Raw genomic sequence first — 22,316 nt, forward strand, 5'->3', positions numbered from 1 at the left:
CTCACGGCGCGCGGAGCGCGTCGCGGATCTGCCGGCGCAGGGCGTCCACGTCGTCGAGCACGAGGCGGACGCGCAGGACGCGCACGTCTGCCGAGAAGGCCGGCGGCAGGCGCACGGCGTCCTTCTCGGTGGTGACGAGGTCTGCACCGAGGCGCCGGGCCGACTCGGCCAGGGCAGCCAGTTCTCCCGGCCGGTAGGGATGATGATCCGGGAACGGACGCGTCCCGGCGATCACCGCGCCCGCCGTCGCCAGGGTCGCGAAGAATTTTTCGGGTCGGCCGATGCCCGCGAAGGCGAGGCAGCGCCGGCCCGCCAGATCATCCGCCTCCCGCACGAGTCGCGCCCGGTGGACGGGCAGGCCGCGCCGCTCGGCCGCCCGGGCGACCGTGTCGCCGCCGGCGCCATCACCGATCACGATCAGCCCACCGACATGCGGCCATTGCCGGGCGAGGGGCGCGCGCAGCGGCCCCGCCGGGAACGGCAATCCGTTGCCGAGGCCGGCGGGACCGTCGACCACCGCGAAGCTGAGATCCTTGACGAGGCTCGGATTCTGCAGGCCGTCATCCATGACGATGACGTCGGCGCCAAGCTGCCGGCAGAGGGCGGCGCCCGCCGGCCGGTCGCGGGAGACGATCGCGGTCGCCTTGCGGGCGAGGAGCAGCGGCTCGTCGCCGACCTCCGCGGCGGCGTGGCGGTCGGGATCGACCTGCACCGGGCCCGCGTTCCGGCCCCCGTAGCCGCGGGACAGGAAGGCCGGCCTGCGGCCGAGCTCGGCGAGGAGGGCCGCGACCGCCAGGGCGGCCGGCGTCTTGCCGGCACCGCCGAGGGTGAAATTGCCCAGGCACAGGACCGGGCAGCCGGCCGGGGCGCCGGGACGATCCATGCGCCGGGCCACCAATGCCCCGTAGAGCGCCGCGAAGGGGGCGAGGCCGCGCGCGGCCGGGTGATCCGGCCCCGCCGCCCAGAAGGCCGGGGGCCGCATCAGGCCCGCACGAGCGGTCGCGCGCGGCTACCCCGGTCGAGGCGCTGGAGCTTCATCTGCGCCACGAAGGGATCGAGCACGGCGAGCGTGCGCGCCACCGCCCCCTCGAAGGGCTCCAGGGCACGCTGTCCCTCACGGGCCATGTCGGCGAGCCGGCTCCGATCGCCGAGGAGCTCCGCGGCGATCGCCGCCAGTTCGACGCCGTCGCGCACGGGCAGGGCGCCCCCGGCCCGGTCGAGGGCCTGATAGACCACGCTGAAATTCTCGATATGGGGCCCGTGCAGCACCGCAGAGCCGAGGCGCAGCGGCTCGATCGGGTTCTGTCCGCCCCGCGGCACCAGGGAACCGCCGAGAAACACCAGGGGACTCAGGCGGTAGAACAGGCCCAGCTCACCGATCGTATCCGCGACGTAGACCTCGATGGACGGGTGAGGCCGCCCGCCGGTGGAGCGCCGGGCGCTGCGCAGGCCGACGGCGTCGGCGCACGCCACCACCTCGCCCCCCCGGGCCGGATGGCGCGGGGCGATGATGGTCAGGAGCTGGGGGAACTGCACCTTCAGCACCGCGTGCGCGTAGGCGACCATGGTCTCCTCGCCGGCATGCGTGCTCGCGGCGACCCAAACCGGCCGGCCGGCCATCATGGCCCCCAGATAGGCAAGCTGCTGCGCGTCGGCCGGAGGCACCGACGCGTCGAACTTCAGATTCCCCGCGATGCTCACCCGCGGCGCCCCGAGCTTGGCGAAGCGCTCGCCGTCCTCCTGGGTCTGCGCGAGGCAGATCGCGATCCGCGTCAGCAGAGCCTTGGCGGTGCGCGGGCAGCGCTCCCAGCCCCGGAACGAGCGCTCCGACATGCGGCCGTTGACCAGGATCAGCGGGATCTCGCGCTCGTCCAGCGCCAGGATCGTGTTCGGCCAGATCTCCGATTCGGCGATGACCGCGAGGTCCGGCTGCCAATGCTCCAGGAACCGTCCGATCCAGCGGGGCGCGTCGAGCGGCATGTACTGATGCACCGCGCCGGGCGGCAGCCGCACGCCGACGAGTTCGGCCGCCGCGCGTGTGCCCGTGGTCACGAGCACCGAGAAGCCGCGGGCGATCATGCCCTCGACGAGCCCGATCAGCGACAGGGCTTCGCCGACGCTCGCGCCGTGCATCCAGGCCAGCGGCCCGACCGGCCGGGCCCGCCCCGGCAGACCGCGGCGCTCCGGAAGCCGACGCGGATCCTCCTTGCCGCGCTGCGCACGCCACGCGAGCAGGCCGGTCAGCGCCGGCTCGCCGATGCGCAGGCCGGCCCGGTAGGCCTGCAGCGGCAGGGTGACGGAGGGACGCCTCACGCGAGGTCTCCCACCGGCGCGTCTCGGAGCTCGGGAAGCGGGTCGCGGTAGAGCGCCGCCCGGTCGGCGCGCCCGACGAGCGCGTAGGCGCGGGCATGCACCCGATTCATCTCGGCCTCGACGAAGCGGCGCAGCGTCTCGAACGCCTCGCCGTCGCTGTCCCGCGGAACATAGATCGGGTCGCCCAGCACGATCGCGCCGCGGCCGAAGGGCAGGCCCAGGCAGGCCCGGTCCCACGAGTTGAAGCGCAGATGCCGGCTCGTCACCACGGCCGCCGGGACGATCGGCCGCCCGGAGAAGCGCGCCAGGGTCAGGATCCCGGCATCGCACCGGCGCGAGACCTTGGGAACGTCGGCGCTGAAGGCTACCGATTCGCCGCCCTTCAGGGCCCGCAGCATGGCCCGCAATCCTTCGGCTCCGCCCTTGGCGCGCAGATCGGTGGCGCGGCTGCGGCCGCGGGCGCCGGAGGCCCGCATCACACGGACGCCGAAGCGTTCCAGCGCGATGGCGTTGATGTTCCCATCCGGATTCCGCGAGATGATCGTGGCCACGCGGTCGCCCGGGCGACGCATGAGCGGCATCATGATGTGCTGGCCGTGCCACATGCCGATGATCAGCGGCTTGCGCGCGTCGATCCAGCCGTCCGCGGCCCCAGGGGACGCATCGCCCGCATGGATCTCGAAGCGGTTGGTGAGTCGCACGAGCCGCAGATAGCCGGCCGCGAAACGGCCGAGGAGGCCCTGCACGGACGGATGGCGGATAAGACGCTTGCCGAGGTTCATGTCACGCGTGGGGCGGCTGGACGGCCGCCCGATCAGTTCCGGATCGAATTCGACCGGGCATGGTCTAGCCCCCGCCCCCGAGACGAGACAATCGGCCCCGCCCACAACCACACGTTTGAGCCACCGGTGTCGACCGGCCTGCCAGCGTCGCGGATGCTCCCGCGGAGCGGCGAAAACACGGCAAGCACCCTTGTTTGGATTGATTCCAGACTGTAGATTGGAATTGATCCAAACAAGGAGATTCGCATGGCCGCCGCCCTCGAAAGTGCCGTCGCATTGGACGCGGAAGCGCGCCGCGCCTTCGTCTTGCGCTACGTGCAGCCCGGCCTTGCGGGCCTGATCGACGGCTCGGTCTCGACCCTCGCGCCGATCTTCGCGGCGGCTTTCGCCACGGGGCAGAACGGCGCGACCTTCCTGGTGGGGCTCGCGGCGTCGGTCGGGGCCGGCATCAGCATGGGCTTCACCGAGGCGCTCTCGGACGACGGCCAGGTCACGGGCCGCGGCGACCCCTGGCTGCGCGGCCTGGTGTGCGGCGCCATGACCACGCTGGGCGGCCTCGGCCACACGCTGCCCTACGCGATTCCCGACACGCTCCCGCCCGGCTGGCCGAACCCGTTCGTGCTCGCCACGAGCCTCGCCGTCTTGGTCGTGGTGGTGGAACTCGCGGTCATCGCGGCGATCCGCACGCGCTTCATGGCGACGCCCTTCTGGCGCGCGGCCCTGCAGGTCATGCTCGGCGGGGCGCTGGTGCTGGTGGTCGGGATGCTGATCGGAAGCGCTTGACGCGAGGCGCCGCGCCCGCGATGCGGGGCGCCTTCCGTCCCCGTGTCGAGGGTGACCACCGGCGTTGACCTTCCGCCTCGCCCATCTCAGCGATCCGCATGTCGGCCCCCTCGGCCGGGTGCGTCTCCACCAGCTCATCGGCAAGCGCGCCACCGGCTACGCCAATTGGCGGCGCGGGCGCTCGCGCAGCCACGACATGACCGTGCTGGAGGCGCTGGTCACCGATCTGAAGGCGCAGGGCGCCGGACACATCGCCTGTACGGGCGACCTGTGCAACATCGGCCTGCCGAGCGAATGGGAGACGGCCCGCACCTTCCTGGAGGCACTGGGCTCGCCCGAAGCGGTCAGCTTCGTGCCGGGCAACCACGATGCCTATGTCCGCGGCTCCCTCGAAGGCCTGCTCGCCGCCTGCGGCCGTTACACGGGCGACGATTCCGGCTCGTGGGGCCGCTTTCCCTACCTGCGGCGGCGTGGGCCCCTGGCGCTGGTCGGCCTGTCCAGCGCGATTCCGACCAAACCCTTCGTGGCGACGGGCCGCCTCGGTGCGCCGCAGCTGGCCGCGGCCGAAGCTCTGCTCCGCGCCCTGGCCACGGAGCCGGGGCGCCCGTTCCGCGTGGTGATGATCCACCATCCGCCGCAGCCCGGGGGCGCCTCGCCCGGCCGCGAGCTGAAGGATGCCGCAGCGTTCACCGCGATGATCGCACGGGCCGGGGCGGACCTGATCCTGCACGGTCACAATCACGTCACCAGCGCCGCCCGGATCCCGGGGCCGGACGGCCGGGCCGTCCCGGTGGTGGGTGCCCCCTCCGCATCGGCGCGCCCGCACGGACACGGGGCGATGGCGTCGCGCCGGGCCTCCTACCTGCTGTTCGAGATCGACCGGTCGGACCAGAGAGTCTCGGTCACGGCCCGGCGACGGGGCCTCGATGCGTCAGGCGCCATCAGCGATCTCGGCGCCCTGGACCTCGACGGGTCGGACCTCGACGCGTCAAACCTCGCCTGACGAGCCGGGCCGGCCGGCCCGTGAGGGGGGCGCCGGCCCGGGATCGGGATGCGGGTCAGATGCCGACGACTGCCAAGTCGGTGCGCTGCTGTCGGCTGAGGCTCGCTTCGTAGCGCTCGGCCTGGAGGCGGGTAAGACCGCAGATCAACGCGAGTGTCCCGCGATACACAGTGTAGGTGCCGTCGTGTGTCGGCCTGACGCGAATCACCTCTGCCATGGAAGCCTGCCTTCTGCTGGAGGTTGCCTGCCCTCGTCTAAGAAAGTCGTTCCTTCTCGCTGAATTGGCCGGTCGAACGCGCGAACGGGGGGAGGTTATCAGTCGTTCCAAAGGTAGCAAGAGCCGCCTACGTCGGAATGCTTAGGTCTTTTCTGCTGCATTGCGGCAAAGCCTTGCCGGCGTTGGCGATCCACGGAAGCGGAAAAAAGCGGCCGTCGGCTTGCATATTGAATATGCTCCGCGGGCCGGCCGGGAGCCGCTCGGGCGGTGCGAATCGTAGGATGGACCCCGCCCGTCCGGGCGCGCGAAAGGAACCCCCATGCAGCTCTGGCGTCTGACGGCGACCGACCTCGCGGCCCTGATCCGCACCGGCCAAGTTTCGGCCCGGGAGGTCGCGCGGGACGCCCTCGACCGGCTCGAGACGGTCAATGGGCGGATCAACGCCGTGGTCGAGCACCGCCCGGAGGATGTGCTGGCGCAGGCCGACACGGTGGACGCCGCCCGGGCTCGGGGTGAGGCGCCCGGCCCGCTCGCGGGTGTCCCGGTCACCATCAAGGTCAACGCCGACCAGCAGGGCTTCGCGACGACGAACGGGCTGCGTCTCCAGCGCGACCTCGTGGCGACGGACGACAATCCCGTGGTCGCCAATTTTCGCCGGGCCGGCGCGGTGCTGCTCGGTCGGACCAACACGCCCGCCTTCTCGCTGCGCTGGTTCACCACCAACCAGCTCCACGGCGACACCAAGAATCCGCGCGATCCGGCTCTGACGCCCGGCGGCTCGTCCGGAGGCGCGGGCGCGGCTGTGGCGGCCGGGATCGGCGCGATCGCCCACGGCACCGACATTGCCGGATCGGTGCGCTATCCAGCCTATGCCTGCGGCGTGCACGGGCTGCGTCCGAGCCTGGGCCGGATCCCCGCCTGGAATCCGTCCTCGCCCGAGCGCGGGATCGGTCCCCAACTCATGGCGGTCTCGGGGCCGCTCGCCCGCAGCATCGCGGATCTTCGCCTCGGCCTCGAAGTCATGGCGGCCCCGGATCCGCGCGATCCATGGTGGGTGCCGGCGCCGCTGGAAGGGCCGTCCGTGCCACGCCAGGTCGCCCTGTGCGTGCGGCCTGGGGGCCTCGCCACTGCCCCGGAGGTCGAAGCCGCCCTGCGCGAGGCCGCGCGCCGCCTGGCCGAGGCCGGATGGACGGTCACGGAGATCGCCGACACCCCGCCGATCCGGGAAGCCAGCGAACTCCAGCTCCAGCTCTGGCTCGGTGACGGCTACGCGGCGGTCCGGGCTGCGGCGGAGCGGGAAGGGGATCCGGCGGCCATCGGGCTCCTGGAGAGCTTCCGGTCGCGGGCCGAGGCGATGGCGCCCGACGCCATCGCCCGGGCGCTCACCCGGCGCGCGACGCTGGCACGGGAATGGTCGCTGTTCCTTGCCGAGAACCCTGTGCTTCTGGTCCCGGTCTCGGGCGAGCTGCCCTTCCCCGACGGGCTCGACCGCACCGGGGATGCCGGCGTCGCCCGGGCCTTCGAGGCGAACCTGCTGCAGGTGGGACTGGCACCGATCGGGGTCCCGGCGCTCACCGTGACGACCGGCCTCGTCGGACGGACCCCTGTCGGGGTGCAACTGGTCGCCGCCCGCTTCCGGGAAGACCTATGCCTCGCGGCCGGCGCGGCGATCGAGGCCGGAGGCGTGCCGGAGATGCCGGTCGACCCGGTCTGACGCCGGGCCGCCCCTGTCCGGACCCGAAAAGTGGCAGGCCTGCCGGTCCGACGATCGGCTGCAGGAGTCGCGACGGGTCGCGGATCGCCACAGGCGGGTGCGTGTGAAGCCCCTGACCGGTCTGCCGACCGCGCCGTCAGGTCCGCTCCTCGCCCTGGCGGGCTTCGTCCGCGGCGGCACGGCGGGGGGCCTGCCGGGGGTGCCGTCGCGATCGCGGCACTCGGCCGGGTCCGCGCCTGACATCACGCCGGCCGGGCTCAGGCCCGGCCTGCGGCTCCGAGGTTTGCCAGCAGGGCCGCGAACAGCCGCGCCCGCTGCGGCAGGGTCTCGATCAGCACGTGCTCCTCCAGGGTGTGGTAGCCTTGGCCCAGCGGCCCGAGCCCGTCGAGGGTCGGGATACCGTTGGCGCCGGTGAAGTTGCCGTCCGAGCCGCCGCCGGCACTGCGATGGGGCAGGGGCTGGCCGAGCGCCTCGCTCAGGGCACGCGCCTGCTCGTAGAGCGCCATGCAGCCCGCATCCGGCTCCCAGACCGGCCGGGTCACGCCCCGGGTCACGGTGAAGCGGACGCCGTCCTCCTCCCCCGACAGCGCCAGCATCCGCTCGACGCCGCGGTCGAGGTCGGCCTGGCGCTTGGCCATGCTGAGCGCCTGCCCGCGGCAGACGGTCGGGACGCAGTTCACCCACTGCCCGCCCGACACGATCCCGGTGGAGACGGTGCAGTCGGCGTCCGAGAGCCCATCGATCGCGAGGATCTTGCGCGCCATCGCGCGGATCGCCGAGCGCCCCTCGTGGGGCGAGGCGCCGGCATGGCTCGGACGGCCCAGGGCCTCAAGGTCGAAGCGGGCGATGGCGTAGCGCCCGGTGACCACGCCGTTGTCGGGCTGGCCGGGTTCGGGCACCAGCACGACGGCGTGGCGGGCCGCCTCAGCCTCGATCAGGTCGCGGGTCGAGGGGCTGCCGACCTCCTCGTCGCCGGTGAACAGGACGGTCACCGGCAGCGGCGTCTCGATCCCGGCCGCAGCCAGGGCGCGGATTGCCGCCAGGGCGATGATGTTGCCGCCCTTCATGTCGAGGATGCCCGGGCCGTAGGCGCGATCGCCGTCGATCCGCCAGGGCAGGCTTCCGAGGGTGCCGACCGGATGCACCGTGTCGAGATGGCCGAGCACCAGAATGCCGGGCCGGTCGCGGTCCCGGTGCGGGAACCGCGCGCGGACGCAGTCGCTCAGGCCCATGCGGCCCGGGATCGTCTCGACGGTCGCCCCGAGGAGCGCGAGATCGCGGGCGGCGACGCTCATCATCCGATTGACCGCCGCCGCGTCGTGGGTGGGACTCTCGCACAGGACCCAGGGCTGCAGGGTCGCGAGGATGTCCTGAGCGTCGAAGTGCAGATCCGGAATCATCGGGCTTTCTCCTCGGCGAACGGATCGGCGACCCGCGGCCAGTAGAGGCCCGACCGCTTGGTGTAGGGGATCGCGCCGTAATCCGGCGGAACGGCGCCGGGGGCCGCGACGTAGCGGACCTCGCTCGCGATCGGCGCGAAGGCGGCGTAGAAATGCTGCATCGACTTCACCACGACCATCCGCTTGTCGTCGAGGGTGAGGCCGAGACCCGTGAACGCGTCGGGCGCGAAGGCCTGCTGGCGCTTGTGGGTCAGCACCACGTGGATCCCGTCCGCCTCGACCCAGGCCGCGGGGCCGAGATGGGCGTGGCCGCCGCTGAGGCCGGTCTGGCTGTGGTTGTCCGACAGGCCGCGCACCGTGACGCGCAGGTCCACCGGGTTCCCGGAGGTCACGCCGCACTTGCCGCCGATCCGCAGCGTGAAAGACGCCCCGAGCCCGGCCTCGTGGCAGATGCCGACTGCCCCGGGATCCCAGATCAGGCCGAGGGCCACGTCCTTGACGCCCCGCTCTGCGAGGCGGGCGAGGATCGCGGTGTTGTCCGAAGGCGCGCCCGCGCCGGCATTGTCGGCGAAGTCGGCGAGGACCATCGGGCGCGGGTCGGCGGAGGCGAGGGCGAAATCGATGGCCGCGTCGATCGTATCGCAGCGGCTCGCGGCCTCTTCCCGCATCGCCCAGACCGCGCCGGCCAGCTCATCGGCCAGCGCCTGCGCCTTGCCGGCATCACCGTCGGCGACGACCAGCATCTTGGCACCGACATCCGCCACGTCGCCCCAGGGGAAGCCGTGCCCGAAGGAGACCGACAGGATGCCGTCGCGCCCCTCCAGGGACTCCATCCGGCGCACGAAGCCCGCGACCGGCTCGCGGCTGGTGCGCCACATGTTGACGATCCGGCAGTCGGCGTACGCCATCACCGGCCGGATGTCCTTCGACACCGTCTTGACGACCAACGGATACAGGTCGCGGGCGCGGTCGACGATGTCGGTGTGCGGGTATTCCTTGTAGATCACGATGACGTCGGCGTTGGTCCGCATCGTCTCTGTGAGATGGCAGTGGAGGTCGAGCTCGACGCCGATCGTGGCGTCCGGCCCGACGATGGCGCGGACCCGCTCCAGGATGTCGCCCTCGCAGTCGTCATAGCCCTCCGCCACCATGGCGCCGTGCATGAACAGCAGCACCGCGTCCACCGGCATCGCCGCCTTCAGATCCTCCAGCAGGGTGTCGCGCAGCGCCTCGTAGACGGCCCGCAGGGTGATGCCGCCGGGCTGCGCGAAGGTCGAGAGGCTCTCGACCACCGCATGCCCGTCCGCCTCGGCCATCGCGCGCCAGGCCTTGAGGCCGATATTGCTCAGGCTCGGCGGGTTCCGGCTGCCGTCGCGGCGGGCGTAGTCGGCGTGAAACGCCGCTTGTCCGGTGGGCAAGGGCGCGAAGGTGTTGGTCTCTGTGGCGAGACCCGCGATGAAGATCTTCAAGGTCCTGTCCCAATCCGTCCCGGCCGCCGGGTCAGGCGGGGCTCGGGGTCAGCGTGATCACCGTCTCGGTGGCCGCGTCCACGGCCGCGCGGCCGTAGAGCATCGGCACATAGTCCTGGCGCCCCCAGACCGGGGCCAGATCGGCGTAGTGCGGGCTTGCCGGGTCCCCCGACTGGCCCGGCACGTTGATGAAGACCGAACGGTCCCAGTCCCCCACATCCACGACCATGCGGAACGAGGCGCCGTGGGTGAGCCGGAACGTGTCGGTCCGGTACTCCGCGTGCATGACCGATGCCGCGGCTCCGCCCACGGGCAGCGGACCGATATCCCAGCGGGAATCGGGCCTCAGGGCGGTCAGCGGATGCGCGAACAGCGCGTGGTGCAGGCGGCCCCAGGACCAGCCCGCGGGGTCGGCGCCCATCCGCTCCCGGCAGGTGCGGTAGGCGGCGGCGAGGGCGTCGGTGAGCAGCGCCGCGCACACCGCCGGGTCGAGACCGGTCTCCAGCCGCTCGATCAGGCTCTGCGTGTCGCCGGGCGGCAGCAGGCGCCGCGTCCCGGCATCGGGCACCAGCGCCGCGAGCAGGGCCGGGCGGAGGTGCCGGACCCAGACCACCTCGATGAGGGCCGCCGCCGCGGAGCCGTGGTGCAGGGCGCCGTGGAACGACGCCAGCAGAGCCTGGGCCGCGGCGGCATCGGGATCGCCCGCCGCCGGCAGGGCCCGCATCAGATCGGCCAGCCGCCGGGCCGGCTCGGAGACGACATCCCCCTGGAGCGCCTGCGAGTCGGCGAGGCTGTGCCGGTCCGGCCCGCCGAGCACCGCCCGGATACGGCCGGCGCGCCAGGGCTCGGCCCATTCGAACCCGACCTTCCGATCCTCCGCGGGGTAGTCCGGCGGCAGGTTCATCTCGTTGGCGGTGGCGAGCCAGCCCGAGGCCGGATCGACGCTGCGGGGCAGGGCGCCGGGATCGTGGAAGCCGGCCCAATCGTAGCGACCATCGCCCGGCACCGGCAGCAATCCGTCATGGCCGGGGCGAACCGGCGCCTTGCCGGCCATGAACCACGCGATGTGCCCCGCGGTGTCGGCGTAGAGCTGGTTCACCGAGGGCGCCGACCAATGGCGCAGGGCCTCGCCGAAGGCCTCGGGCGTCGTGGCGCCGAGATAGGCGAGGCTGCCGAGATAGGCGGCAGCGCCGGGCTCCGACCAGACGGTCCGCAGCGCGAAGGCGCGGCCCTGGTCCTCGCGAAGCACCGGCCCGTGCCGGGTGAAGCCGAGGATGACGGTCTCGTCCGGTCCGCCGCGCACCGGGATCCGCTCCGTGATGCGCATGATCGGCGCCCAACCGTCGCCGGAGCGGTAGCGATCGGGATCGGCCGGGTCGGTCTCGCAGACGAAGAGATCCTCCTGGTCCATCGGCGCGATGGTGAGGCTGAAGGCGGCATGGCCGTTATGGCCGATGGAGATGCCGGGCAGGGCCGGCTCGCCGGCCCCGATCACGTCGAGCCCCGGGGCGGTCAGGTGCACGGCGTAGCGCAGCGAAGGCTGCAGGTAGACCCGGTGCGGATCGCTCGCCAGGATCGGCCGTCCGGTGGCGGTGCGGGACGGCGCCACCGCCCAGTTGTTCGAGCCCTCGGCCGGCTCCTTCGGCGCGCTGCGGGGGCCGCGCGTGACGGCTCCGTGCGCGTCGACCTTGGACCAGTCCCAGGCCTCCGCGCGGGACGCCGCCATCCGGTCCGGGCTGAACCCCACCGTCGCCGTGGCCAGTCGGAAGTCGTCGAGGAGATCGTCCGGCCAGTCGACGGCGTCGAAACCGTCCGGGACGATGGGTTCGTGGGGCGGGCTGATCCGCTTGCGCAGGTCGTCCGCGTCGAGCCCGTCCGCCCGGCTCTCCGCACGGGCGAGGACCCGTGCGCGGGCGACCTCGGACAGGACGTTGCGGATCAGCCCATGGCTGCGGATGCGCACCACGTCCTCCGGCTGCCACAGGGCCGGGCGCGTGTCCGTCACGGCGAATTCCGGCGGGCGCAGCTCGGGACGCGCCTCGGTCAGGGTCACGTAGGCGTTGATCCCCGCCACGAACGCCGTGACGATGGCCCGCGTGTCCTGCGGCCCGTAGGCCGCCCACTCGGCCGCCATGTCGCCGCGGTAGAGGAACAGCCGGGCCGCGCGATCCTGGGCGAGGTAGCCGGGCCCGAAATCCGCCGCCAGAAGGCCGAGGCCGCGCTTGCGCCAGAGGTCGAGCTGCCAGAGCCGGTCCCGGGCCGCGTTGAACCCCTGCGCCCGGAAGGCGTCGAGCGCCGTGCCGGCGCGGATATGCGCCAGCCCCCAGCGGTCGAGGCGGATCTCCACCGGCGCGTCGAGGCCGGGGAGGGGATAGGTCGCGCCGCTCACAGAGCCACTTCGATGAGGTGCGGACCTGCATTGGCCAGCGCGTGCTCGAACGCCGCGATGAAGTCGGGCAGGGTCTCGACCCGCCGCCCCGCGACCCCGAATCCTCGGGCGAGGCTCACCCAATCCACCGCCGGATCGTCGAGGCTCAGCATGCCGAGCGCCTTCGGGCCGGGATTGAGCGCGCCGACATTGGCGAGCTCCGCCCGCAGGATCGCGTAGGAGCGGTTCGACCAGACGAGCGTCACCACGTCGAGGCGCTCGCGGGCCTGGGTCCAGAGCGCCTGCACCGTGTAGAGACCGCTGCCGTCCGCCTGCAGGTTGATGACCTTGCGGTCGGGGCAGGCCACGGCGGCGCCGGTCGCCATCGGGATGCCGAGGCCGATCGACCCGCCGCTGAGCTGGAGCCAGGTATGGGGCGCGGCATCCCGGGTCAGGGCGAAGAAGTTGCGCCCCGTCGTGATCGACTCGTCGCAGATCACCGCGCCCTCGGGGATCAGCGCGCCGAGCACCTGCCCGATCGTGTCCTGGTCCAGCGGACCTGAGGTCGGGAGCTTCGGCCGCGGGCCGACGGCGACCGGTTCGGCGGGCGGGGCCGCGACGGCCTCGGCGAGCCGCTCGAGGGCGTCGATCTGGTCCTCCTCGGGCGTCGCCAGCGTGATCGTGGTGCTGCCCTCCGGCGCCAGCAGGCTCGGCTTGCCCGGGTAGGCGAAGAAGCCCACCGGCGGGGTCGCGCCGATCAGGATGATGTGGCGGAAGTCCTTCAGGGCCGCGATGCCCTGGTCGATCGGGTAGGGCAGGCGCTCGATCGGCACGGTGCCGGCGCCGCGGTCGATCCGGGCATTCGACGTCATGGCCATCAGCTGCGCGCCGGTCTTGCGGGCGATCCGGTCGGCGATCACCCGGCCCTCGTTCCGGACTGCCCGGTCGCCGAGATGCAGGAGCACCGGCTCGCCGCTTTTGAGCGCCTCCACGGCCGCCGCGATCGCGTCGTCGCTCGCCCGCGCACGCTCGGGGATCGGCGGCACGGGTGCGGGTCCGGTGCCGGGATCCCAGGCGGTGTTGGCCGGGAGGATCAGCGTCGCGACCTGACCCGGGGCGGTACGGGCGGCCGCGATGGCGGCGGCGCCGTCGGAGCCGATCTCGGTCGCGCTCATCCCGGTCCGCACCCAGGACGACATCGGATGGGCCAGCCCCTCGATGTCGGAGGTGAGCGGCGCGTTGTATTCCCGGTGGTAGGTCGCGTGCTCGCCGACGATGTTGACGACGGGGGTGCGTGCCTTCTTGGCGTTGTGGAGGTTGGCCAATCCGTTGGCGAGGCCCGGCCCGAGATGGAGCAGGGTCGAGGCCGGCTTGTCGGCCATGCGGGCGTAGCCGTCGGCGGCACCCGTCGCCCCGCCCTCGAACAGGAACAGGACGCAGCGCATCCCCTCGACCCGGTCGAGGGCGGCGACGAAATGCATCTCGGACGTGCCGGGATTGGTGAAGCACACCTCGACCCCGCCCTCGACAAGGGTCCGGACCAAGCTCTCGGCCCCGTTGATGGCGCGCGGCGTCTCGTCGGTCACGGGTATCTCCCTCGCGGTGCCGCCGAGTTGGCCGGCGAATCGCATTTTTTATTATCGTGACGCGGCTGACGCCACGCGCAAGAGGCGAAGTCCGGCATCTTCTGTTCGCCGAACGCAGGACCTAAACTTGAGCGTGGCGCGGGAATTGCGCTTGGCGCGCCGCAACTACGACGATTGGGATCCGGATGACATTTCGCCGCCTGATTGCCGCCGCCCTGGCGGGTTCCGTGGCCCTGACGGGATCGGCCAGCGCCGAGAGCGTCCTGCGCATCGCCATGACGGCGAGCGACATCCCCACCACGACGGGCATGCCCAACAACGGCTTCGAGGGGATGCGCTTCCTCGGCTACCCGATCTTCGAGGGGCTGGTGCAGTGGGATCTCAAGAGCACCACCAAGCTCGCCGGGCTCATCCCGGCTTTGGCCGAGCGCTGGGAGCAGGATCCGAACGACAAGGCGGTCTGGACCTTCCACCTGCGCCAGGGCGTGAAGTTCCATGACGGGACGCCGTTCAACGCCGACGCGGTGATCTGGAATCTCGACCGCTATTTCAAGAACGACAGCCCGCAATTCGAGGCCCAGGGCGCCGGCATCACACGGGCGCGGGCGCCGCTCGTCGGGAGCTACAGGAAGATCGACGATTCGACCGTGCAGATCACCACCACGCAGGTCGCCTCGTACTTCCCCTACATGGTGGTCTACGTGCTCTTCACCTCGCCCGCCTCCTTCGAGAAGGCGGGGCGCGACTGGAGCAAGGTCGCGGCGCTGCCGGCAGCCGGCACGGGCCCGTTCAGGATCACCCGCGTGGCCCCGCGGGAGGCGGTCGATCTCGCCAAGTTCGACGGCTACTGGGACCCGGACCGGATGGCCAAGGTCGACAAGGTCCGGCTGCTGCCGATCCCGGAGGCGAATGCCCGGGTCGCGGCCCTGCGGGCCGGCCAGGTCGACTGGATCGAGGTACCGGCGCCCGACGCGATCCCGTCGCTGAAACAGGCGGGCTTCACGATCACCACGGGCTCATACCCGCATGTCTGGCCCTACCTCTTCAACATCGGCGCCAAGGACAGCCCGCTGAAGGATGTGCGCGTCCGGCAGGGCCTGAACTACTGCATCGACCGGGCGGGCATCGTCGAACTCCTCAACGGGACCGCCGAGCCGGCGACTGGGTGGCTGAACGACAAGGATCCGAATTTCGGCAACCCGAAGAACCGCTACACCTTCGACGCCGCCAAGGGGAAGGCGCTGCTGGCCGAGGCCGGCTTCACCGACAAGAAGCCGCTCAGCCTCAAGGTGATGATCTCCTCCTCCGGCTCGGGCCAGATGCTGCCGATGCCGATGAACGAGTACCTGCAGGAGAACCTGAAGCAGGCCTGCAACGTCGATCTGACCTTCAACGTCGTCGAATGGCAGGTTCTGCTGAACGCCGCCCGGGCGCTCCCCGACGCGCCGAACCTTCAGGGGGCGATGGCGCTCAATGTCTCCTCGCCCTCGTCGGATCCCGCCGTCATGGCCCGCTACTTCGCGGGCGACCGGTTCCCGCCCAACGGCTTCAACTTCCCCAACTGGAAGGATGACCCGTTCGACACGGCCCTGAAGGCGCTTGCCGAGACCACCGACGCCAAGGTGATCGACGCGCAGACCAAGACCGCCCACGAGCGCCTGGTGGACAACCCGCCCTGGCTGTTCGTCGTCCACGACCTCAATCCCCGCGGGATGTCCAAGAAGATCCACGGTTTCGTCTCGCCGCAATCCTGGTTCGTCGATCTCACCCTCGTCAGCGTGCAGTAGAACCCATGTCCGACATCGATCCCGTACACGCCTCCGCGGCCGAACTCGCCCGGGCGATCCAGGGGCGGACGCTCTCGCCGGTCGAGGCCGTCGATGCCCTTCTCGGGCGGATCGACCGGCTGGAGCCCAAGCTCCAGGCCTTTACGGAGGTCTTCGCCGCCGAAGCCCGACTCGCCGCCGAGGGCGCCGACCGGGCGATCCGGTCGGGCCATGCCGTGGGGCCGCTCCATGGCGTCCCCGTCGTGCTCAAGGACCTGATCGACCTGGAGGGCCGGATCACCATGGGCGGCTCGGCCGCCCACCGGGCCCGGCGGGCGGAGCGCACCGCGACGATCGCCAAGCGCCTCATCGGCCAGGGCATGATCGTGCTCGGCAAGACCCACACGGTGGAGTTCGCCTATGGCGGCTGGGGCACGAACCAGCATCTCGGCACACCGTGGAATCCCTGGGACACCGAGACGCCGCGCACCCCCGGCGGCTCGAGCAGCGGCACCGGCGTTTCGGTGGCGGCCCGGATGGCCCCCTGGGGCATCGGCACCGACACCGGCGGATCGGTGCGCCTGCCGGCCGCCTTCTGCGGGCTGACGGGGCTCAAGGTGACGGTCGGGCGCGTCTCGACCTGGGGGATCGTGCCGCTGTCTATGACCCTCGATACGCCCGGACCGCTGGCCCGCACCGTGGAGGATGCCGCGCTTCTCTACGAGGCGATCTCCGGCCCCGATCCCCGCGATCCGACCACCCGCGGGATCCAGCCGGAGGCCCCCTGGTCCACGCTCAACCGCGGCGTCCGCGGTCTGCGCCTCGGCCGGATGCCGGCCTCGGAACGGGACGGGGTCGCCCCCGACATGCTGGCCGCCTACGACGCGGCCCTGGACCTCCTGGCCGGGCAGGGGGCGGAGATCGTGGATGTCGAACTGCCGTTCCGGTTCAGCGACTGCATGGCGCTGACCGAGATCACCAACGCGGAGGCCTACTTCGTCAATGGGAGCCTGGCGGAGGACCCGTCCACGCAACTCGGCGACGCCGTGCGGGGGCGGATCCTGGCCGGCGCGACGGTCTCGGCCCAGGCGTACCTCGGCACGCTTCACCGGCGGGCCGCCATGAAAGAGCAATACGCTGCCGCCCTCGAGGGGATCGACGCCCTGCTGACGCCGACAACCGAGAGCGCGGCCGTGGCCCTCGCCGCCGTCGACGAGGCGCACCTGCCGTCGCGCTTCACCCGCTTCGGCAACCTGCTCGACCTCTGTGCCCTGGCTCTGCCGAACGGCTTCACCGGCTCCGGCCTGCCGCTCTCGCTGCAGATCGTCTGCCGGGGATACGAAGAGGCAACGGCTCTGCGGATCGGACAGGCCTACCAGCGGGCGACCGACTGGCACCTGCGCCGGCCGCCGATGTGAGGGGCGTTCGGACGCGTGCCGCCGGCTCCATTACCGGCTCACGGGACGGCGCGGCGAAAGGAACACGTCCGCCGCGCCGCCCTGCACCGGGCATCAGCGGGCGAAGAGAGTCCAGATCCAGACGACGAGCGCCCAGAACGCCTTCAGGTTCAAGATCAGCGCTCTGAACCAGACCGACAGAAAGCTGAGAAAGACGACGGCACAGAGGAACGCGCTCATCCAGGCGGAATCCTCGGTGACGAGACCGAGCCGCCAGATGGCCCAGGAGCAAGCGAGTCCGAGGAGGCAAAGACCGAAGGCGATGACCACCGGGTGCGCCAGCCCCCGGTGCGCGGCGCTTCCGCCGTCTTGAGACGAAGCGTCCATGCGCGCGGCCCGTCGCGGAGATCGCCAGGAGCCTACGCGGCCACGGCTTACGATCGCCTTAGCGCCGAAGACCAATCAGCCGGACCGGCCTGCCGCCGAGCCGCCGGCTCAGACAGCCGGTGCCTGGCCCGAGACCACGACGCCGAGGGTATCGAGCAGCGACGACCGGGCCCGGCTCACCCGGCTCTTGACGGTCCCGACCTGACAGCCGAGCTTCAGGGCGGCTTCCTCGTAGGTGTGGCCCTCCGCCCCCACCAGCAGCAGCGCCTGCCGCTGCGCCGAGGGCAGGTCGCCGAGACGCTCCCAGACGACCTTGAGGGTGCTGGCATCTTCCTGGTCGGAGGGGCTGCTCATCTGACCCGCATGCGTCCCGTCCACATCCTCCACCTCCCGCCGCGTCTTGCGCAGGTCCGTGTAGAACTGGTTGCGCAGGATGGTGAACAGCCAAGCGGTGAAGTTCGTGCCCGGCCGGAACTTCTGCTGGTTCGCCCAGGCCTTCACGAAGGTCTCCTGCACCAGATCGTCGGCGCGGCTCACATCGCCGACGAGCGACAGCGCGAAGGTGCGCAGAGCCGGCAAGGCCTTGATGATGTCGCCGCGGAAGTCGAAGGGCACCGTGTCGCCATGCGCCTTGATCGCTACCTCGAACCGGGTGACCAAGGCGGCGAGCTGCGCCGGCAGCGGCTCCTGCTCGACGACCCGGAAATACTCGCGGATCGGCAGGACGAGGTGCTGGCCGATGGCTGCGGCGTAGCTGTCATCCCGGGCACGTACGACGGCGTCGGGCAGGTCCGCAGCAGCATCAGTCATGAATCTTTCCGCCTCCAACACCGCTTTACTGGAATCGCTCTAACGTCGGTAGCGGTAAAATTCTGAACCTATGCCAAACGCTCCCGAACGTGACAGGGAATTTAGGCAGAGCGCCCGGCAAGACGGACGAATCGGATCCGCGCAGCCGGACTGGCGCCGCCCCCTCGGGGGATGCACACTGCGCGCAGCCAGGAGAGCGGGATGAGCCACGATCACGCCGATCATGAGCATGATCACCACGATCATCAGCACGATCATCACCATGGCAGCGCCTTGTCGCCGGTGGAGGCCCGGGTGCGCGCCCTCGAATCCCTGCTCACCGAGAAGGGCTATGTCGATCCGGCGGCCCTCGATGCCCTGGTCGAACTCTACGAGACCAAGGTCGGCCCGCATGCGGGCGCCCGGGTCGTGGCACGGGCCTGGACCGATCCCGCATACCGGGCGCGGCTCCTGGCCGACGCCACGCCGGCCATCGCCGAACTGGGGATCGGCGGCCGCGGCGGCGAACACATGGTGGTGGTCGAGAACACGCCGGAGACGCACAACCTCGTCGTCTGCACCCTGTGCTCCTGCTACCCGTGGCCGGTGCTCGGCCTGCCCCCGGTCTGGTACAAGGCGCCGCCCTATCGGGCCCGGGCGGTGATCGACCCGCGCGGCGTTCTCGCCGAGTTCGGGGTGACGCTGCCGGAAACCACCCGCATCACCGTCTGGGACTCGACGGCCGAGACCCGCTACATGGTCCTGCCCATGCGGCCTGCCGAGACGGAGGGCTTTTCCGAGGAGTCGCTGGCCGCCCTCGTGACCCGCGATTCCATGATCGGCACGGGCCTGCCCAAGGGCATACCGGCCTCGCCCGTGGAGATGCCGGTATGAACGGCGCCCAGGATCTCGGCGGCTGCCACGGCTTCGGGCCGGTGACGCCGGAGCCGGACGAGCCGGTCTTCCACGCCCCTTGGGAGCGCCGCGTCTTCGCGATGGCGATGGCCATGGGCTACACGGGTGCGTGGAACCTCGACGGCAGCCGCGCCAATCGGGAATCCTTGCCGCCCGCGGAGTACCTTGCGGCGAGCTACTACGAGATCTGGCTGAAGGCCCTGGAGAAGCAGGTCGCCGCCACCGGATTGGCGACGCAGGCGGAGATCGAGGCCGGCAAGTCCGCGGCCCCGGCCGAGCCTGTCGCGCGCGTCCTGCACCGCGAGGGACTGGAAGAGCGCTTCCGGGCCGGCTTCCCGAGCAGCCGCACCGCCGCTGCCGCGGCCCGCTTCGCGGTGGGCGACGTGATCCGGGCGCGCAATGATCACCCAACCGGCCATACGCGGCTGCCGCGCTACGTCCGGGGCAGGCACGGCCGGATCGTGCGCGTCGACGGTGTCTTCGTCTTCCCCGACACCAACGCCTACGGGGCGGGCGAGAACCCGACATGGCTCTACACGGTGGCCTTCACCGCGCAGGAGTTGTGGGGCGAGAGCGGCGATCCGGGCGGCATCGTCACGGTGGCGGCCTTCGAACCCTATCTGGAGCCCGCGTGACCGATCCGTCGCCGAACGCCTTCGCGGCGCCCTGGGAGGCGCAGGTCTTCGCCCTGGTGGTCGCCCTGCGGGAAGCCGGAGTGTTCACGTGGTCGGAATGGGCCGCGCGCCTCGGGCGGGAGATCCGCCCGGCGGGCGCGCCGGAGCAGGCGGCCGATTACGGCGCGTGGCTCGCGACGCTGGAGGCGCTCCTGGCCGAGCGCGGCGTGGCCGGACCCGAGACCGTCGCGGCGCGGACCGCGGCCTTCCTGCGGGCCGCGGAGGCCACGCCCCACGGCCAGCCGATCCGCCTGGAGAACGATCCGCTCTACCGGCCCTGAGGCCGGAGCCCGTCGAGCGGCACCGGAGCCGCGTGAGACCGGCCGCTCATCAGCTGGTCGAGCAAGGCCAGGACCTCGGGCCGCCCGCAATTGCGCGCGGGCTCGAACGGCGTCCAGGTCTGGACGAAGTCGAGGCGCTCGAACACGTCGCGGTACCGGCGCAATTCGCTCGGCGTGAGCGGTACCCCGCGGACGAAGGCCTTGTGGGCCGAGATCGTCGTGGCGCGGCGAAAATCGTCTGGGTCGAGTTCGAATTTCAGCGCGTCGCCGCAGAAGCAGATCTTCCGCGACCGGTCGTACAGGACCGCGTGGCCGTCGAAATGGCCGGCGGTCCGGTGCAGTTCCAGGCCGGGCAGGGGCTCGAGGAAATCGTCGTAGGGCCAGCTCACCTGAAGCGCGGCGCTCCAGGTGAAGTCGGCCGCCGGCAGGCATAGCTCCGGGTCGAACCGGTCCTGGAGCTGCGGCAGCGCCCCGTAGGAATGCGGGTGCGAGGCCGAGAGGACCGCCATGCCGCCGAGCCGGGCGATCTGGTCGAGGGCGGCCTCGCTGAAGACCGGGCAGCCCTCGAAGCCCATATTCCCGTGCTCGGTCTGGATCAGGTAGGCGGAGGGCCCGATGCCGGAGACCGGCTCGTTCCAGAAGCGCCAGACGCCCGACTCCAGCTCCTGCCAGTGACAGGGGAAGGCCTCCTGCGCCTCGCGGGCGGTGCGGAAGCGCCAGCCATCCTGCGGCACCACGTGGCGGGCGTCGAGGCACATCGGGCAGGCGGCCGGCGTCTCGAAGTGCCGCTGCCAGAAGCCGCAATTGTCGCAGGTATAGGCGGGCAGCTTCAGGGCGCCCGCGAAGGGCAGGTAGCCGGGCATCGTGGTGGACCTTCCTCGAGGCGGATCGTGTAACAGGCGGCGCGCTCGGACGCAGCCGTCAGGTCCTCTGAGGCAGCCGGCGCGCCGAACGGGCGGCATGGACGGTGCCGGCGAGCCCGACGAGCGCCAGCCCGGCGAGGCCGGCGACCAGGAGATCGCGGGTGCGGCTCGTGGCGAACTCGGTCCGGCTCGCCTTGGTCCTGTCGGAGAATCGGCCGTCGATCCCGACGGAACCGGGCACGGGCTCGTAGAGGTTGCCCGCCATGGCGGGGATGGTCTCGTCGGAGAGCTGCGCCGACCACATGGATGCAGCCTTGCGGTCGGCGAGCGCCGGCGCCAGCGCCTGCGCTGCGGCCATCACCATCGACGAGCGCCCGACCCAGACCTCCCGGCGCGGATGCTCGACCGCGTACAGGATCGCCTCGGCGCAGAGCCGCGGGTCGAAGACCGGATCCGGCGCGAATTGGCGGTGCCCGGTGCGGTTGCGCGCCCAGTTGAACTGGGGCGTGTTGACCGCCGGCAGGTAGATCACGCTGAGGCTGACATTGACCCGGTCGTGCAGCAGCTCGCAGCGCAGGGCGTCGGTGAAGCCCGAGACCGCGAACTTCGCCGCGCAATAGGGCGCCTGCAGCGGCGCCGCCCGGATCGCCAGACCGGACGAGACCTGGATGATCGCGCCGCGATCGCGCCGCTTCATGAAGCGCAGGGCGGCGAGCGTCCCGTAGACCTGGCTGAGATAGGTCGTCTCGGTGACCCGCCGGTATTCGTCCGGCGTGATCCGATCGGCCGGGCTCACCACGGTCGACATGGCGTTATTGACCCAGGCGCGGATCGGGCCGAGTTCGCGCTCCACCCGTTCCGCGGCCTCGTCCACGGCCTGCGAATCGGCCACGTCGGCCCCGATCGCCAGGACCGGCTGGCCGTAGGCGGCCAGCGCCCGCTCCACCGCGGCGAGACGACCCGGATCCCGTGCGATCACCGCCACCGACCAGCCGCGCGCAGCGAATTCATGGGCCGTGGCGAGCCCGATCCCGGCCGTGCCCCCAGTGACGACCGCAACCCGTGCCATACCCACCTCACCGTCGACTGATCGAACCGGCAACACGGATCGGCGCCCTCGGTTGCGTCGTCGGACCGGGCCGCATCGTCACGGGGCGGCCGAATTCCGTTCCGGCGACGCAACGTCCGACGGCCACAGCTGTTGACTGCCTGTACCGCGTCATGCCGAACCATCGAGGGTCGCAGCCATGCGCACCGGACGACGCTTCTCCCTGCCGATCGATCCCTGGCCGCAGGCCTCTCTGGCCGAGCGGACCGCCGTCGGGATGGTGCTGACGTTCCTGCTGCTGCTGCCGGCCTGTGCGGCCGGGGCCGCGCTCTTCGTGATCACGACGCTCGCGGCCCACATGTACTGGTCCTACGACCTCGGCGCCTCGCTGCACGCCCTCATCGCCCGGCACGTCGGGCGGAAGGAGCGCCTGGCCCCGAAGACCTGACGCGGCCTGCCGGCCGATCCGCCACGGGCGGTGCCGGTTCACACGGTCCGACACCGCGACGGCCGTGATCCCTGTGCGTTCGCATCGGTCCGATTTGACCTGACCGTCTCTCG

General features: G+C 71.6%; 19 protein-coding genes and 1 pseudogene. 9 read left to right on the top strand and 11 right to left on the bottom strand.

The features are described 5' to 3' along the window. Window position 1 precedes the first annotated feature (1 nt). From lpxK to ABIC70_RS17235, 3 genes are read right to left on the bottom strand one after another with little or no spacing between them, the layout of a single operon-like run. Complete coding sequence (lpxK, locus tag ABIC70_RS17225; RefSeq protein WP_354440288.1) at window positions 2-982, bottom strand: tetraacyldisaccharide 4'-kinase; 981 nt, start codon at window positions 980-982, stop codon at window positions 2-4. Further along, window positions 982-2,313 carry a 3-deoxy-D-manno-octulosonic acid transferase gene (locus ABIC70_RS17230; protein WP_354440290.1) on the bottom strand — a complete coding sequence of 444 codons (1,332 nt, stop codon included), beginning with the start codon at window positions 2,311-2,313 and terminating at the stop codon, window positions 982-984. The genes lpxK and ABIC70_RS17230 overlap by 1 nt, the downstream gene beginning before the upstream one ends. Then, window positions 2,310-3,095: a lysophospholipid acyltransferase family protein gene (locus tag ABIC70_RS17235; protein WP_354440292.1), complete on the bottom strand. Its 786-nt coding sequence runs from the start codon at window positions 3,093-3,095 to the stop codon at window positions 2,310-2,312. Before ABIC70_RS17235 ends, ABIC70_RS17230 begins: the two co-directional genes overlap by 4 nt. Before the next feature lie 279 nt (window positions 3,096-3,374). On the opposite strand from ABIC70_RS17235, the pseudogene ABIC70_RS17240 reads away from it, so the two are divergent. The 3 genes and pseudogenes from ABIC70_RS17240 to ABIC70_RS17250 all read left to right on the top strand — a co-directional run. Then, a pseudogene (locus ABIC70_RS17240) lies at window positions 3,375-3,878 on the top strand (VIT1/CCC1 transporter family protein); the annotation flags it as partial. Window positions 3,879-3,942: 64 nt separating this feature from the next. After that, window positions 3,943-4,881, top strand: coding sequence for a metallophosphoesterase family protein (locus ABIC70_RS17245; RefSeq protein WP_043388809.1), 939 nt, complete (start codon window positions 3,943-3,945; stop codon window positions 4,879-4,881). Window positions 4,882-5,417: 536 nt separating this feature from the next. After that, the gene (locus ABIC70_RS17250) at window positions 5,418-6,812 is read left to right on the top strand and encodes an amidase family protein (protein WP_043756004.1); all 1,395 of its coding nucleotides are present in this window, start codon (window positions 5,418-5,420) and stop codon (window positions 6,810-6,812) included. A 257-nt stretch (window positions 6,813-7,069) separates the two neighbouring features. Here ABIC70_RS17250 and ABIC70_RS17255 read toward each other — a convergent pair whose 3' ends face one another. The 4 genes from ABIC70_RS17255 to ABIC70_RS17270 are packed head-to-tail and all read right to left on the bottom strand — an operon-like array spanning window position 7,070 to window position 13,611. Next, window positions 7,070-8,212 (bottom strand): M20/M25/M40 family metallo-hydrolase, encoded by a 1,143-nt coding sequence (locus tag ABIC70_RS17255; protein ID WP_354440295.1) that lies wholly within the window; start codon window positions 8,210-8,212, stop codon window positions 7,070-7,072. Beyond that, window positions 8,209-9,681, bottom strand: a complete 1,473-nt coding sequence (locus ABIC70_RS17260) for a M81 family metallopeptidase (protein WP_354440297.1) — start codon at window positions 9,679-9,681, stop codon at window positions 8,209-8,211. The genes ABIC70_RS17255 and ABIC70_RS17260 overlap by 4 nt, the downstream gene beginning before the upstream one ends. Before the next feature lie 31 nt (window positions 9,682-9,712). Continuing rightward, on the bottom strand, window positions 9,713-12,070 hold the full coding sequence (locus tag ABIC70_RS17265; RefSeq protein ID WP_354440299.1) for a penicillin acylase family protein: 2,358 nt from the start codon (window positions 12,068-12,070) through the stop codon (window positions 9,713-9,715). After that, window positions 12,067-13,611, bottom strand: a complete 1,545-nt coding sequence (locus ABIC70_RS17270; protein WP_354440393.1) for an acetolactate synthase large subunit — start codon at window positions 13,609-13,611, stop codon at window positions 12,067-12,069. Before ABIC70_RS17270 ends, ABIC70_RS17265 begins: the two co-directional genes overlap by 4 nt. Before the next feature lie 209 nt (window positions 13,612-13,820). On the opposite strand from ABIC70_RS17270, the gene ABIC70_RS17275 reads away from it, so the two are divergent. Then, window positions 13,821-15,422 (top strand): ABC transporter substrate-binding protein, encoded by a 1,602-nt coding sequence (locus tag ABIC70_RS17275; RefSeq protein ID WP_278306659.1) that lies wholly within the window; start codon window positions 13,821-13,823, stop codon window positions 15,420-15,422. A 5-nt stretch (window positions 15,423-15,427) separates the two neighbouring features. Further along, on the top strand, window positions 15,428-16,819 hold the full coding sequence (locus tag ABIC70_RS17280) for an amidase (protein ID WP_354440301.1): 1,392 nt from the start codon (window positions 15,428-15,430) through the stop codon (window positions 16,817-16,819). A gap of 93 nt (window positions 16,820-16,912) precedes the next feature. Here the strand turns inward: ABIC70_RS17280 and ABIC70_RS17285 are convergent, their stop codons facing one another. Together ABIC70_RS17285 and ABIC70_RS17290 are read right to left on the bottom strand one after the other, a co-directional pair. Then, the gene (locus ABIC70_RS17285; protein WP_278306661.1) at window positions 16,913-17,038 is read right to left on the bottom strand and encodes a hypothetical protein; all 126 of its coding nucleotides are present in this window, start codon (window positions 17,036-17,038) and stop codon (window positions 16,913-16,915) included. 255 nt (window positions 17,039-17,293) lie between these two features. Then, window positions 17,294-17,995 carry a sigma-70 family RNA polymerase sigma factor gene (locus ABIC70_RS17290; protein WP_043358038.1) on the bottom strand — a complete coding sequence of 234 codons (702 nt, stop codon included), beginning with the start codon at window positions 17,993-17,995 and terminating at the stop codon, window positions 17,294-17,296. A gap of 201 nt (window positions 17,996-18,196) precedes the next feature. On the opposite strand from ABIC70_RS17290, the gene nthA reads away from it, so the two are divergent. The 3 genes from nthA to ABIC70_RS17305 are packed head-to-tail and all read left to right on the top strand — an operon-like array spanning window position 18,197 to window position 19,844. Next, window positions 18,197-18,868: a nitrile hydratase subunit alpha gene (gene nthA / locus ABIC70_RS17295; RefSeq protein ID WP_043388828.1), complete on the top strand. Its 672-nt coding sequence runs from the start codon at window positions 18,197-18,199 to the stop codon at window positions 18,866-18,868. Next, entirely contained in the window at window positions 18,865-19,524 is a 660-nt protein-coding gene (gene nthB, locus ABIC70_RS17300) for a nitrile hydratase subunit beta (protein WP_278306663.1), read from the top strand. The genes nthA and nthB overlap by 4 nt, the downstream gene beginning before the upstream one ends. Next, entirely contained in the window at window positions 19,521-19,844 is a 324-nt protein-coding gene (locus ABIC70_RS17305; RefSeq protein ID WP_043388833.1) for a nitrile hydratase accessory protein, read from the top strand. Before nthB ends, ABIC70_RS17305 begins: the two co-directional genes overlap by 4 nt. On the opposite strand, the gene ABIC70_RS17310 is transcribed toward ABIC70_RS17305, so the two are convergent. Beyond that, window positions 19,832-20,707, bottom strand: a complete 876-nt coding sequence (locus ABIC70_RS17310; protein ID WP_274929064.1) for an MBL fold metallo-hydrolase — start codon at window positions 20,705-20,707, stop codon at window positions 19,832-19,834. The two genes, ABIC70_RS17305 and ABIC70_RS17310, sit on opposite strands and share 13 nt — an antisense overlap. 58 nt (window positions 20,708-20,765) lie before the next feature. Next, window positions 20,766-21,776, bottom strand: a complete 1,011-nt coding sequence (locus ABIC70_RS17315; RefSeq protein ID WP_274929063.1) for an SDR family oxidoreductase — start codon at window positions 21,774-21,776, stop codon at window positions 20,766-20,768. A gap of 178 nt (window positions 21,777-21,954) precedes the next feature. On the opposite strand from ABIC70_RS17315, the gene ABIC70_RS17320 reads away from it, so the two are divergent. Then, window positions 21,955-22,203 carry a hypothetical protein gene (locus ABIC70_RS17320; RefSeq protein WP_043354976.1) on the top strand — a complete coding sequence of 83 codons (249 nt, stop codon included), beginning with the start codon at window positions 21,955-21,957 and terminating at the stop codon, window positions 22,201-22,203. The last annotated feature ends 113 nt before the right edge of the window (window positions 22,204-22,316 follow it).

The organism is Methylobacterium sp. 1973 (genome assembly GCF_040545035.1).
GTDB classification, from domain to species: domain Bacteria; phylum Pseudomonadota; class Alphaproteobacteria; order Rhizobiales; family Beijerinckiaceae; genus Methylobacterium; species Methylobacterium fujisawaense.

Bases quoted from the DNA above. Each gene is read 5' to 3' on its own strand.
- ABIC70_RS17250 (WP_043756004.1), top strand. From the start codon at position 5,418: ATGCAGCTCTGGCGTCTGACGGCGACCGACCTCGCGGCCCTGATCCGC.
- ABIC70_RS17320 (WP_043354976.1), top strand. From the start codon at position 21,955: ATGCGCACCGGACGACGCTTCTCCCTGCCGATCGATCCCTGGCCGCAG.
- ABIC70_RS17310 (WP_274929064.1), bottom strand. From the start codon at position 20,707: ATGCCCGGCTACCTGCCCTTCGCGGGCGCCCTGAAGCTGCCCGCCTAT.
- nthB (WP_278306663.1), top strand. From the start codon at position 18,865: ATGAACGGCGCCCAGGATCTCGGCGGCTGCCACGGCTTCGGGCCGGTG.
- ABIC70_RS17255 (WP_354440295.1), bottom strand. From the start codon at position 8,212: ATGATTCCGGATCTGCACTTCGACGCTCAGGACATCCTCGCGACCCTG.
- ABIC70_RS17285 (WP_278306661.1), bottom strand. From the start codon at position 17,038: ATGAGCGCGTTCCTCTGTGCCGTCGTCTTTCTCAGCTTTCTGTCGGTC.
- nthA (WP_043388828.1), top strand. From the start codon at position 18,197: ATGAGCCACGATCACGCCGATCATGAGCATGATCACCACGATCATCAG.
- ABIC70_RS17275 (WP_278306659.1), top strand. From the start codon at position 13,821: ATGACATTTCGCCGCCTGATTGCCGCCGCCCTGGCGGGTTCCGTGGCC.
- lpxK (WP_354440288.1), bottom strand. From the start codon at position 982: ATGCGGCCCCCGGCCTTCTGGGCGGCGGGGCCGGATCACCCGGCCGCG.
- ABIC70_RS17290 (WP_043358038.1), bottom strand. From the start codon at position 17,995: ATGACTGATGCTGCTGCGGACCTGCCCGACGCCGTCGTACGTGCCCGG.
- ABIC70_RS17235 (WP_354440292.1), bottom strand. From the start codon at position 3,095: ATGAACCTCGGCAAGCGTCTTATCCGCCATCCGTCCGTGCAGGGCCTC.
- ABIC70_RS17315 (WP_274929063.1), bottom strand. From the start codon at position 21,776: ATGGCACGGGTTGCGGTCGTCACTGGGGGCACGGCCGGGATCGGGCTC.
- ABIC70_RS17280 (WP_354440301.1), top strand. From the start codon at position 15,428: ATGTCCGACATCGATCCCGTACACGCCTCCGCGGCCGAACTCGCCCGG.